The 12,442-nt window shown below is 44.8% G+C and carries 11 protein-coding genes; 9 read left to right on the top strand and 2 right to left on the bottom strand.

What is annotated here, in order from left to right:
- Nucleotides 1-49 precede the first annotated feature (49 nt).
- Nucleotides 50-586 (top strand): acyl-CoA thioesterase, encoded by a 537-nt coding sequence (locus PAEAM_RS26195; protein WP_047842320.1) that lies wholly within the window; start codon nt 50-52, stop codon nt 584-586.
- A gap of 7 nt (nt 587-593) precedes the next feature.
- Entirely contained in the window at nt 594-992 is a 399-nt protein-coding gene (locus PAEAM_RS26190) for an FxsA family protein (protein WP_036669966.1), read from the top strand.
- A 95-nt stretch (nt 993-1,087) separates the two neighbouring features.
- Here PAEAM_RS26190 and ytvI read toward each other — a convergent pair whose 3' ends face one another.
- Nucleotides 1,088-2,206 carry a sporulation integral membrane protein YtvI gene (gene ytvI / locus PAEAM_RS26185; protein ID WP_036609832.1) on the bottom strand — a complete coding sequence of 373 codons (1,119 nt, stop codon included), beginning with the start codon at nt 2,204-2,206 and terminating at the stop codon, nt 1,088-1,090.
- Between the two features lie 531 nt (nt 2,207-2,737).
- Between ytvI and citZ the strand changes: the two genes are divergently transcribed.
- From citZ to PAEAM_RS26165, 4 genes are all read left to right on the top strand, one after another.
- Nucleotides 2,738-3,850 (top strand): citrate synthase, encoded by a 1,113-nt coding sequence (gene citZ, locus PAEAM_RS26180; RefSeq protein WP_017689488.1) that lies wholly within the window; start codon nt 2,738-2,740, stop codon nt 3,848-3,850.
- Between the two features lie 147 nt (nt 3,851-3,997).
- Nucleotides 3,998-5,290, top strand: a complete 1,293-nt coding sequence (gene icd / locus PAEAM_RS26175; protein ID WP_036609828.1) for an NADP-dependent isocitrate dehydrogenase — start codon at nt 3,998-4,000, stop codon at nt 5,288-5,290.
- Between the two features lie 15 nt (nt 5,291-5,305).
- Nucleotides 5,306-6,247 (top strand): malate dehydrogenase, encoded by a 942-nt coding sequence (gene mdh / locus PAEAM_RS26170; protein ID WP_036609827.1) that lies wholly within the window; start codon nt 5,306-5,308, stop codon nt 6,245-6,247.
- Nucleotides 6,248-6,382: 135 nt separating this feature from the next.
- Nucleotides 6,383-6,808: a hypothetical protein gene (locus PAEAM_RS26165; protein WP_017689485.1), complete on the top strand. Its 426-nt coding sequence runs from the start codon at nt 6,383-6,385 to the stop codon at nt 6,806-6,808.
- A 264-nt stretch (nt 6,809-7,072) separates the two neighbouring features.
- Here the strand turns inward: PAEAM_RS26165 and PAEAM_RS26160 are convergent, their stop codons facing one another.
- Nucleotides 7,073-8,632 (bottom strand): histidine kinase N-terminal 7TM domain-containing diguanylate cyclase, encoded by a 1,560-nt coding sequence (locus PAEAM_RS26160; protein WP_100529455.1) that lies wholly within the window; start codon nt 8,630-8,632, stop codon nt 7,073-7,075.
- Between the two features lie 389 nt (nt 8,633-9,021).
- On the opposite strand from PAEAM_RS26160, the gene PAEAM_RS26155 reads away from it, so the two are divergent.
- The 3 genes from PAEAM_RS26155 (at nt 9,022) to pnpS (ending at nt 12,358) form a co-directional block, all read left to right on the top strand.
- Complete coding sequence (locus tag PAEAM_RS26155) at nt 9,022-9,894, top strand: SDR family oxidoreductase (RefSeq protein WP_047842322.1); 873 nt, start codon at nt 9,022-9,024, stop codon at nt 9,892-9,894.
- Between the two features lie 252 nt (nt 9,895-10,146).
- Nucleotides 10,147-10,494, top strand: coding sequence for a cupin domain-containing protein (locus PAEAM_RS26150; protein ID WP_100529454.1), 348 nt, complete (start codon nt 10,147-10,149; stop codon nt 10,492-10,494).
- 43 nt (nt 10,495-10,537) lie between these two features.
- A complete protein-coding gene (gene pnpS, locus PAEAM_RS26145; RefSeq protein WP_036609824.1) occupies nt 10,538-12,358 on the top strand; it encodes a two-component system histidine kinase PnpS in 1,821 nt (606 codons plus the stop codon).
- The last annotated feature ends 84 nt before the right edge of the window (nt 12,359-12,442 follow it).

Below are 12,442 nucleotides of genomic sequence, written 5' to 3'. Positions count from 1 at the left end.
CCGTTGCTTTTTTTCCATCTTATTGACACTTTACAACGAGGTAACACGTATGAATGATAGAACGAAGGAGGCCGATAACGTGCGAGAACAGAGCAATGGTAACTGGTATGCGGCACGTCTTCGTGTACGCTATCAAGAAAGTGACCAGATGGGCGTGGTCTACCACGCGAACTATTTGAATTGGTTTGAAATCGGTCGAACTGAGATGATTCGCCAAATGGGGTATACATATCGTAAAATGGAGGAACAGGGGTTACTGCTTCCCGTAACCGGACTGGATGTGAAGTATCACAAGCCTGCCCGATATGATGATGAGATTATCATTTTCACCCGTATTGCTGCATTTAGTGGTCTGCGACTGAATTATGAGTATGACGTAAGACGCATGTCTGAAGAACCTGATGAGCATATGGCGATTGGAGAACGGGTATGGTCAACTGATGAATCACTCCCCGGTGAACGGCTAGTTACAGGTTCTACACAGCATGTATGGGTGAATGGGGACTGGAAGCCAGTTCGGCTGGATAAGGCAGCCTCTGAGTTATACAGCGCGCTTGAAAAGGTGTGGCTTTCGGGAAAGGGGTAATACGTCAATGCGAAAATGGATGTGGGCTTTACTCTTAATCATTCCGGTGATTGAATTATTTGGTTTTGTTCTGATGAGTGACTGGATCGGAGCCGGAAAGACATTGCTTCTCATGATTCTCACGTCCTTGATTGGTATAGCAATGTTGCAGTTTGAAGGGCGAAAGGTACTTGTGGACGCCAAATCCGAGATGGAGCGTGGCAAGGTACCTGGAAGAAAAATGGTCGATGGTCTTTTTATTTTTGTCGGTGGTTTCTTGCTTTTGATTCCAGGCTTTGTAACGGATCTGATCGGGTTCACACTGGTATTTCCATTAACACGTCCGGTGTACCGTCTGTTCTTCCTGGGGTGGCTGGAGAAAAAAATGAAAAGTGGCAAAATTACGTTTTATCGTCGTCCGAAATGAAACACCAGTTGTTATGCAAAATGGCTCCGCTCAGCAGATGATTTCTGTTGAACGAAGCCTTTTTCTATTTTCCTGGGTGCTCATAAGATGATGCCTCATCGGACACGACCGTTGATGATATACGTTCTGAGGTCGCGTAATACGTTAGCCCGATTGAACGCATCCAGAATCACGAGACTGACAGGGCCAATAATCAAGCCCAGAACACCGAACAACTTCAAACCCACAAACATGCCAACCAGCGTGGCGAGTGGGTCGAGCCCTACACTGCTTGCAAGTACCTTCGGTTCAATAATCTGACGGGCGATCAATAAGATCAAATAGATAATACTAATCCCAATGCCCAGATACAGATCCCCATTCATAAAGAGGTACGCTGCCCAAGGCACCATGATAAGGCCAACACCCAGATAAGGAAGCAGATCGACCAAACCAATCATCAGAGCGATGGTGAAGGCTGAATTGACTTGCAATATAAGCAGTCCAATCATGACGAATAGTGCTGTAATCGAGATCATGATCAATTGTGCTCTTGCGTATCCGAACAGTGCCTTCTTAAGGTCGGTCCAGATGTCGGATATCGGCTTGCGAATGGAAGAGGGTACCCATCCGGATACGGTGATGTTGTGCCTGGTCCAGCTTTTGCTAATGAAGAATGTAGACAACAGAACAACGATTAATACCGCACCCATGTTCGGCAGGGAAGTCAGCAGACTCAGAATCATGTTGAAGAATCCGGTGACCAGATCTGTCACGGCTGTACCCACCGTTTCAGTTGTTTTACTAATATTGCTGTTGATGGTTTCCTGGTAGTTGGGATTTTCCTTGTAAAATTCATTGATCTGCGCAGTCAAACTCTGAATGGTGTCATTCTGGGTCCAGCGCACAAACGTGTCCTTGATCTCATCAACATGAAGATCAAAGCTTGTCGTAAGTGAAATGACTTCTTTTACCATGCGGGTAATCGCCGCAGACAGCACCACCGCAATGGCTCCAAAATAAAGGATCAATGAAAGAGTCACAGCCAGCCAGCGCGGGAATCGTGCTCGATGCTGAAGCAGTTTCACTAAAGGATTCATGGCATAGGCGATAATCCAAGCAATCGCAAAAGGGTACAAAAGCGGGAACAACAAGTATATGGCAACGGCGATCAGAACGGCCGCAATGATAACCCATAAGCCACGGAGCAGGCGTTTCATTATTATTCTATCCAAGCATCAACTCTCCTTATTTCAATTAAGCCGACCTATGTATGATCCATGAAGCAGTATTAAAAATAGATGGCTATCTTAATTAATATAGAGCATTTACAAGGTTTTGAAACGCCGGGATGTTACCAGATCTTGTTCAAAAGTGGATTTTTGAACAAGATCTACGGGGATTCTTTCTTTTGCCTAGAGTATGCCTTAGTATTACAGAATATAGCAATAGAAAGTTCTTCATACGACAGGATTGGTTAAAAAACATTAAATGTCAACCTTGTTTTTGTAAAGGCTTTCAAAACTTCTTTATCGGTCCGATAAAGAAGTTTGATGTGCGAATGAACTCTCATCGTGTTCACATAAACGACAAAATCCAGTATGATGTTATAAGTAAATACCGATTGACAGATAGGAAAACCGTAGTTTGAAATATTTGTTAATTTTAAAATGAAAATGTTTACAAAAAGAGAATAGGTGCATTTTGGCACTTATATGACACTCTGGAATGGTTCCTGATTTCGCTTATTAAAGGAGAGATGTAATATGACAGCTACCAAAGGTCTGGAAGGCATCGTTGCGACAACCTCTTCGATCAGTTCTATTGTAGACGGTGTGCTCACATACCGTGGTTACGATATCGACGATTTGGCTGAACATGCCAGCTTTGAAGAAGTTGCCTATTTGTTGTGGTTTGGTAAATTGCCAACAACGGATGAACTGAAATCCCTTCGTAAAAGCCTGAGCGATTACGCGCCGATTCCGAGCGAGTTGATTGCACAAATCCAATTGTATCCGAAAAACGTCAGTACCATGGCAGCACTTCGTTCCGCTGTCTCTGCACTTGCACTGTACGACGAGCAAGCGGATGAGATGACAACGGAAGCGAATGAGAACAAAGCGGTTAAGTTGCAAGCACAGTTGCCAACGATTGTGGCAGCCATCGCCCGTATCCGTCAGGGCAAAGAACCTGTGGCACCAAAAGAAGGCGCTTCCATCGCAGAGAACTTTTTATATATGATGACTGGTGAAGAACCATCCGAGACCGCAGTGAAAGCATTGGATCAAGCCCTTGTCCTGCATGCGGATCATGAGTTAAACGCTTCGACATTTGCAGCCCGTGTAACGGTTGCTACGCTGTCGGATATCTATTCCGGTGTAACTTCCGCCATTGGCGCACTGAAGGGACCACTGCATGGCGGTGCTAATGAAGCCGTTATGAAAATGTTGAATGAGATCGGTACGCCTGATCGTCTTGAAGCGGCAATTCAGGAAAAACTGAATAATCGTGAAAAAATCATGGGCTTTGGACATCGGGTGTACAAAAACGGTGATCCACGCGCCAAACATCTACAGAAGATGTCCAAGGAACTTGGCGAGATGAACAATGATACGCGTTTGTATGATATGTCTGTGAAGATCGAGGAACTGGTAACAGGACAAAAAGGACTGAAGCCTAATGTAGACTTCTATTCTGCTTCTGTATATACCCAACTGGAGATCGAACAGGAATTGTTCACTCCGATCTTTGCCATCAGCCGGGTGTCTGGATGGACTGCGCATATTTTGGAACAGCTTGCGGACAATCGCATCATTCGTCCACGTGCGGAGTACACTGGTCCTACAGAACAGAAATACGTTTCTATTGAACTTCGCTAATAGCCGCAAAAACAGTATAATAATATGGACGAGGTGAAGGGTTGGAAAGCAGAGGCTTTACTGGCTTAAGCTCTCAGGACCCTTCTCTCAACAAGACTAGTGGTATGATGAATACTGCATATACGAAACTTAGGAGGAATTTTAACTATGAAATTAGAAAAATTTGCTCACCCAACTGAAGGCGAAAAAATCCAAATTGATAACGGTACACTTCAAGTACCTAGTAATCCAATCATTCCATTTATCGAAGGTGACGGTACAGGCCGTGATATCTGGAAAGCTTCCAAGCGTGTATTGGATGCAGCTGTTGAAAAAGCTTATGATGGCAACAAAAAAATCGCATGGTATGAAGTGTTTGCTGGACAAAAAGCATTCGATACATACGGTGAGTGGTTGCCGAATGATACACTGGAAGCCATTCGTGAGTATATCGTAGCGATCAAAGGACCATTGACTACGCCAATCGGTGGTGGTATTCGTTCCCTGAACGTAGCCCTGCGTCAAGAGCTTGACCTGTACACATGCTTGCGTCCTGTTCGTTATTTCGACGGTGTACCTTCTCCGGTTAAACGTCCTGAGTTGGTAGACATGGTCATTTTCCGTGAGAACACGGAAGATATCTATGCAGGAATCGAGTATGCTGAAGGTTCTGAAGAAGTGAAAAAAGTGATCCAGTTCCTGCAACAGGAGATGGGTGCTAACAAAATCCGTTTCCCTGAGACTTCCGGTATTGGTATCAAACCAGTTTCTTCCGAAGGTTCGAAACGTCTGGTACGTGCAGCAGTGCAGTACGCAATTGACCATAACCGTAAGACGGTTACACTGGTACACAAAGGTAATATCATGAAATTCACAGAAGGTGCCTTCAAAAACTGGGGATATGAAGTGGCTGAAGAAGAGTTCGCTGACAAAGTATTCACATGGGCACAATACGACATCATCAAAGAAAACGAAGGTACAGATGCAGCGAATGCAGCACAAAAAGCTGCTGAAGATGCTGGTAAAATCATCGTAAAAGATGCGATTGCCGATATCGCTCTGCAACAAGTATTGACTCGTCCAGGCGAATTTGATGTTATCGCAACATTGAACCTGAACGGTGACTATCTGTCCGATGCACTTGCAGCGCAAGTTGGCGGAATTGGTATCGCTCCTGGAGCGAACATCAACTACGTAACAGGACATGCTATCTTCGAAGCAACTCACGGTACTGCACCTAAATACGCGGACAAAGATGTCGTGAACCCTGGTTCCGTTATTCTGTCCGGAGTAATGTTGCTTGAGCACTTGGGATGGCAAGAAGCAGCTAACCTGATCTACAAAGGTATGGAAACATCCATTAACAATAAAACAGTAACGTATGACTTTGCACGTCTGATGGACGGCGCTACTGAAGTGAAATGTTCTGAATTCGCGGATCAAATCATTAAAAACCTGTAAGGGGAGATGTGAATCTTGACTATTCAGCGCAAAAAAATCACAGTAGTCGGCGCCGGTTTTACCGGTGCTACGACCGCATTAATGCTTGCCCAAAAAGAACTCGGGGATGTTGTGCTGGTTGATATTCCTCAACTGGAGAACCCGACGAAGGGGAAAGCACTCGATATGATGGAAGCAAGTCCTGTTCAAGGATTTGACAGTCATATCGTCGGTACTTCCAACTACGAAGATACTGCAGGTTCTGAGATTGTAATCATCACCGCTGGTATCGCCCGTAAACCGGGTATGAGCCGCGACGATCTGGTCAATACGAATGCGGGTATCGTGAAGTCCGTTTGTGAAAATGTGAAAAAATATTGCCCTGATTCCATCGTCATTATTCTAAGCAACCCGGTGGATGCGATGACTTATGCAGCTTATCAGACCCTTGGTTTTCCTAAAAACCGTGTTATCGGTCAGTCAGGTGTTCTGGATACAGCACGTTATTGTACCTTCATTGCGCAAGAGTTGAACGTATCTGTTGAAGATGTTCGTGGATTCGTTCTTGGCGGCCACGGAGACGACATGGTGCCACTCGTTCGTTATTCGAGTGTAGGTGGTATTCCGATCGATACGTTGATTCCGGCAGACCGCATTGAGTCCATTGTTCAACGCACACGTGTTGGCGGAGGCGAGATTGTGAATTTGCTGGGTAACGGCAGTGCCTATTATGCACCAGCAGCTTCGCTTGTTCAGATGACCGAAGCCATTTTGAAGGACAAGAAACGTATCATTCCAGTGATCGCTTATCTTGAAGGTGAATATGGCTATAATGATCTGTTCCTCGGTGTACCAACCATTTTGGGTGGTAATGGCATTGAGAAAATATTCGAACTAGACCTGACAGCGGAAGAAAAAGCAGGATTGGACAAATCTGCTGATTCGGTTCGCAACGTCATTTCGGTAGTAAACCTGTAAGTTTGAAAACTTTTTGAACAGAAGCTAAAAGAAAACCTCCGGTAAACCCGGAGGTTTTCTTTTCTTTGGATAAGTTCCCCAGTATAATGGAATGTGATGTATAGCACACCGAAAATGTTGAGGAGGATGAAAATTTTGACAATGATTATGTATTTGCTCCATATTGTTGGAGCACTGGCGATGGGATTCTATTTGATTCTGCCATTTGTGGTCGGTAAAATCCGTACCCTGAATGCTGCAGCACAAGAGGGAGCCTTTGCATCACTTCGTTCTTTGAACAAAGTCGCGCAGTATGGACTTGTAATCCAACTTCTTACTGGTGGTTACCTGATGACCAAAGGTGAGTATTCTCATGTCTGGATGGCTGTCGTTGTTGTTCTGCTCTTGGCTATTGCGGCTATTGGAGGAATTATGGGTAAACCGCTGCGACTCGCTGCAGAAGGTGTGAAAAACAAACGTGATGTGGGTCCTGAGCAAAGCAAGATCCGTATGTTCAGTACACTTCTGGCTGTATTCTTGCTAATCATGGTGTACCTGATGGTGAATAATCAGGTGATCTAAAGTGCGTTGTGGACGGTTAACCCACCTTACGAAGATGTATTGTTAGTCGTTGGTTAAGCGTTTGCAGACGTAATTAGGACAAGCCGTATGAGATGTAAGATGGTGTTTCGTTGAAACAAACAAAAAATAGACAGCCTCATTGGCTGTCTATTTTTTGTTATTACCAAGATGAAATTAACAGTCCTCGGTTTATTTGAACTGGAACTAGAGGGATCACTACCAGGCATAACATCATGCATTACCATCTGACATGGTCTACATTGGTTAGGTTGTACTCACAGTATACGCACGCACTGCATTTCGACCATTACGTTTGGATTCGTACAAGGCAGTATCAGCATCGCGTAACAAGGACTCCAGCGAATCTGCCCCTCCATTGTACTGGGCAATACCAAAGCTTGAGGTGAGCGTAATAGGCACTCCCTTAACATCCAGGGGGTCATTCAATAAGGCAACTCTCAGTTGTTCGGCAAGTTTCTCGGCTTCTTGAAGCGAGGTATTCGGAAGAGCGATGACAAACTCTTCGCCTCCATATCGGGCAAACAACATCTCAGGGCTTAAATATCGATTACAGACAGAGACTACATGAATGATGGCCTGATCACCAACATCATGCCCGTACGTATCGTTGATACGTTTAAAGTAATCAATATCAAATAAAATAAATGAAACAGGTTGCGGATTAAGCTGAGCTTCACTCAAAATCTCCCGTCCTCTATGCAAAAATTGAGTGCGATTATAGATTTTGGTCAGACCATCGAAATAAGCCAGTTGTTTCAACTGTTCTTGCAAGAAGCGTTGTTCCGTTATATCGATTAACATAATTAGACTGCCCACAGTCTGTGCATCCTTGTTATACACGTAAGATGTCCTGACCTGATAACAGACGGTCTCTCCGTTTAACTGCCAGTACAGATCGGTTTGCAATCCTTCTCTTCCGTATTCAACGGGAAACGTCTTTCCAGCAAGATTAAGCCAGATTTCATCCAAGGGTTGGCCAATCATGGTTGTATTAAGCTCTGGCAACATGTCACGCAGAGATCTGTTGTAATCGACCAGTCGATTGAAACTATCCAGTACAATAACACCTTCACGCATACTCTCGAAAATACTGTCTTTGGCGATGGGTACGATGGTCAGTAGACGTGAGGATAGAATCGCCCAGATATACATGGCAGATGTGATACACATGAGTACGGGTACGGGGTCCATCCCGCCGGGGGTCAAACCAAGCAAATACAGAAAAGCTGCGACCATAGGAATAATCTGTGAAGTAATGAGAGTAAGTAATTGACGACGATACATCTTCTTGGTGTGTCTCCATTGTCCGATCAAAATGAGGCAGGCACATAACAGACAGGAGAAGGTGAATGCACCATGTACAACATACCATTGGCCCACTGCGATATCCATCAGAGGAACGGGACTATCTTCTCTCAGCCATACTTTTTTATAAAATAGATGATGAAAGTCATTGGTTGCAACCATACCTAGTGTAATGGAAGGGATTACAAACAGCGAGGCAGTTACCTTTTTGGATAACGTTTTTCCAGTGTACTTTATCATCAACATGAGGCCAAGAGATGCGGAGAAGGGCATGCCTATATACTCCACGGTGGTCCAAAACATCATCTGCTCCAGCGTGTTGCTGGCTAGCTCAATCGCATAACCAAAAGTATATATGGAGAGTGCTGCTGTGTAGAGAATGAATATTTTGGAACTGGGAATCTCGGATCTTCTGAAATAGGTATATAAACACAAAAAGACATTCAGCACGGCTGAAGTAGCGACGAGTGTTATATATGAATTAATATGCGATTCCATTGTCAGGTCTCCATGTTAGGTTAGAATGATTAAACCAATAAAGATGAGAGTTAAAGCACATCAGTATACTGTACATTGTACATCAGCCCAAGCAGCATAGGAATACACTTTGTATCATGAAACAGTCTAATTTCGAATAAATTTCGAATTTTGGCCAAACAGGCATTAAAGCAAATTGGTTGTTTGATATCCAAAGAGAGTGGTAAATAACGATTAGAGACAGCACGCTGAGGCTTAAGTTGCTGTTCATCGCAGAAGAATAATCTGAACTGTTCATGCCATCCTACAGAATGAGACTTTTTCAGAGAACGAAAGACAAGGAAGTATACAGTTAGGGTCCATGTCTTCTGTAATCCAAACATGTTCACATTTTGAGAGGAGAATGTTAGATGTCAACCAACACACAACAAAATCAAAAAACAATGCCAGCACAGCATCAGGATCAACGCCCCGGTATTGAATCGGAGATGCATCCCAGACCGGAATTTGAGAAGCCTGAATACAAGGCAGCAGGTAAACTGACGGGTAAGGTGGCCCTTATTACAGGGGGTGACAGCGGAATTGGACGTGCTGTTGCTGTTACGTATGCCAAGGAAGGCGCGGATGTCGCCATTGTATACCTGAGCGAGCATGAAGATGCCAAGGAAACGAAACGTCAGGTCGAACAAGAAGGACGCAAGTGCATCTTGATTGCAGGTGACATTGGTGATGATGCCTTTGCGAAGAAGTCGGTTCAGCAGACAGTAGATGAACTGGGCAAACTGGACATTGTCGTGAATAACGCAGCAGAACAGCATCCACAGCAGAATCTGGAGGATATTACGCCAGAACAGCTGGAGCGTACATTCCGTACCAATATCTTTGGCATGTTCTATGTGACACAGGCAGCCCTGCCACATCTGAAGAAGGGCAGCACGATTATTAATACAACCTCTATCACAGCCTATCGCGGAAGCCCAACCCTGCTTGACTATTCATCTACCAAAGGGGCAATCACTTCGTTCACTCGTTCATTATCGATGAATGTGATTGAGAAGGGAATTCGTGTCAATGCCGTTGCACCAGGGCCGATCTGGACACCACTCATTCCATCCACATTTGATGAGAAAAAAGTAAGTGAGTTCGGCGCAACGCAGCCAATGAAGCGGCCAGGACAACCGGATGAACTGGCTCCCGCTTACGTATACCTTGCTTCGGATGACTCTTCGTATGTGAGCGGACAGGTGATGCATGTAAATGGCGGCGAAGTGGTGAACGGATAATACGTTAAGGACGTTTAGATTCAGGATAAGATTGATTATATAGAGAGGCGTATCGCTTTCAGCATGGCTGAGCGGTGCGTCTTTTTTATATCAGGTGAATATGTATGTCAAAGATGCGGTTAGCACCTGTTTACACAAGTCGGCATCTCTGTTGATACAACTATGATATTTTATTATTAGCCTTGTCTGACTGGAAACTCTCTAATCTGTGATATGATAGATCGAGCAATTATACTCGGAGGGACAAGTCATATGAAAATGAGCAAACAGAATGCAGCACATTATATATGGGGTGCACAGTGCGACGGTTGGCATCTCGTTCAAAATGAAACACTGAGCATTATTCATGAACGAATGCCCGCAGGAACGGCTGAAATACGACATTATCATTCGGTAAGCCGTCAGTTTTTTTTCATCCTTAGCGGTGAAGCGTGTATGGAACTTAATGGAGAGACGTTTGTGCTGGAAACCCATGAAGGAATAGAGATTGTACCCGGAATGCCGCATCAGATGATGAATCGGAGCGACGAAGAAGTGGAGTTTCTTGTAATTTCCAATCCGGGTACCCGTGGGGACCGAATTGAACTGGATTCAATGTAGAGCAATTCATTAGATATTAATCTGATCATAAAGGAAGAGATAGATGAGACCGTTCCGAATTCGCCTTGCCATCATTATGATGGTGCTGATCGGCGTATCCGTCATTGTGGCTGGATATACGATGGGCAGAGTGTTTAAGACTACGCATATAGCCGCATTGGAGCAAACCATGGTGCGCGAGATTAATTTGCTCAAAGCAACTTTTCCATTCCATGATGCAAGTGATCCAACCTCGGAAGCCACACGAAAGTATTATTCAGATCGGGCGCTGGAACTGGACCGTCTGACGGATTCCCGGGTAACCTTCATCAATAAAGACGGCATGGTCATTGGAGATTCCGAGAGTGATCCGGCATCCATGGATAATCACTTGAACCGTGAGGAGATTAAGGGTGCCGTCGGAGATGGATACGGGCAATCCATACGTTACAGTGAGACACTGGGACAAGACATGCTGTATGTAGCACTACCTGTGAATTCGGATCAAAGTGACATGATTGAAATACCTAGCGGCAAATTTGATGGTTACATTCGTCTATCCATGAGTCTACAGGCTGTGGATCAAGGACTTCAGCGTGGTTGGATGATTATGTTTGCTGCACTTGGATTATTGTTCTTAATTGTCGCGTTTGTCAGTTATCGGGTTGCACGCGGATTAACCTCCCCGATTGAGCATATTACAAAAGTGGCCCATCGGATCACCAAGCTGGAATACGATGCCAGAGTTGATGTAACGCGAAGAGATGAGATCGGACAGCTGGGGCTTGCGATAAACGGAATGGCAGACAGCTTGCAGTCCCAGCTGAAAACGATCCGTGACAATGAAGCGTTGTTACAGAGTGTCCTCGCGAACATGACCGGAGGTATTGTCATGATCGACGCAGGGCAATCCATTGCACTGGTCAATCGGGAAGCGGAGCGTATGCTTGGTATTCAGGCAGGAAAGGTTACGGGTAAACCTTATACTGAATTGAAAAGACACTACGAATTAACACGTACCATCGAAGAGAGTGTTGCACTAAAAGAACGGATGCATGAAGAAGTGAGTGTGTTCAATCCGGAGGAAAAACTGATCCGTATTGATGGAGTACCGATGTCCGAAGATGATGGTGGATATCGAGGCATGTTGTTCCTGTTGCAGGACGTGACGGCAATCCGCCGATTGGAGTCAATGCGCAGTGAGTTTGTTGCAAATGTCTCTCATGAGCTCAAGACACCAGTCGCTGCGGTCAAAGGGTTTGCCGAAACGTTGCTCAGCGGCGGGGTACAGGATAAGGAGACAGAGCGATCATTCCTGAAAATCATCTATGATGAAGGAGATCGACTTAACCGATTAATAGGGGATATTCTGGAGTTATCCAAAATTGAATCGAAACGCGCACCGCTGCAATGCTCACCTGTGCATGTACACTCTTTCTTCGAAATGGTGCTGGGCACCTTGTCCAAGGTGGCGGAGAAAAAGCAAATTCGTCTGGAAATGCATGTTCCGGAGGAACTGTACATTGAAGCGGATGAGGACAAGATGAAGCAGATTTTCATCAATCTGTTATCCAACGGCATCAACTATACCCCCGATGGTGGACGAGTGAAGTTACAGGTGACGATGGATAATGATGATGAAGTTGTCTTTGCGGTGTCAGATACAGGAATTGGCATACCGAAAAAAGATTTGCCGCGAATCTTCGAACGGTTCTATCGTGTTGATAAAGGCAGATCCCGTAATTCAGGGGGCACAGGCCTTGGACTATCCATCGTTAAACATCTGGTGGAACTGCATCATGGCAAATTGTCTGTAGAGAGTGAACTGGGCATGGGGACAACGTTCCGTGTGATCCTTCCATTCATTCAGGAAGAAGAGATGTAGGCGTCTAGTATCAAAATGTAAAAAGTGTGTATTGTTTTACACCGCGTTAACAAATTAGTGCTATGATAGAAAAAGTGTTGTGGC

It is taken from the genome of Paenibacillus sp. GM1FR, from assembly GCF_002803315.1.
Taxonomy (GTDB): domain Bacteria; phylum Bacillota; class Bacilli; order Paenibacillales; family Paenibacillaceae; genus Paenibacillus; species Paenibacillus amylolyticus.
The sequence above is the reverse complement of the archived record's forward strand: the minus strand, read 5'-3'. Positions and strand labels throughout refer to the sequence as shown.

Excerpts from the sequence above, each read along its gene's own strand:
- PAEAM_RS26160 (WP_100529455.1), bottom strand. The coding sequence starts at position 8,632 with ATGGAATCGCATATTAATTCATATATAACACTCGTCGCTACTTCAGCC.
- citZ (WP_017689488.1), top strand. The coding sequence starts at position 2,738 with ATGACAGCTACCAAAGGTCTGGAAGGCATCGTTGCGACAACCTCTTCG.
- PAEAM_RS26150 (WP_100529454.1), top strand. The coding sequence starts at position 10,147 with ATGAAAATGAGCAAACAGAATGCAGCACATTATATATGGGGTGCACAG.
- PAEAM_RS26155 (WP_047842322.1), top strand. The coding sequence starts at position 9,022 with ATGTCAACCAACACACAACAAAATCAAAAAACAATGCCAGCACAGCAT.
- icd (WP_036609828.1), top strand. The coding sequence starts at position 3,998 with ATGAAATTAGAAAAATTTGCTCACCCAACTGAAGGCGAAAAAATCCAA.
- PAEAM_RS26195 (WP_047842320.1), top strand. The coding sequence starts at position 50 with ATGAATGATAGAACGAAGGAGGCCGATAACGTGCGAGAACAGAGCAAT.
- PAEAM_RS26190 (WP_036669966.1), top strand. The coding sequence starts at position 594 with ATGCGAAAATGGATGTGGGCTTTACTCTTAATCATTCCGGTGATTGAA.
- pnpS (WP_036609824.1), top strand. The coding sequence starts at position 10,538 with ATGAGACCGTTCCGAATTCGCCTTGCCATCATTATGATGGTGCTGATC.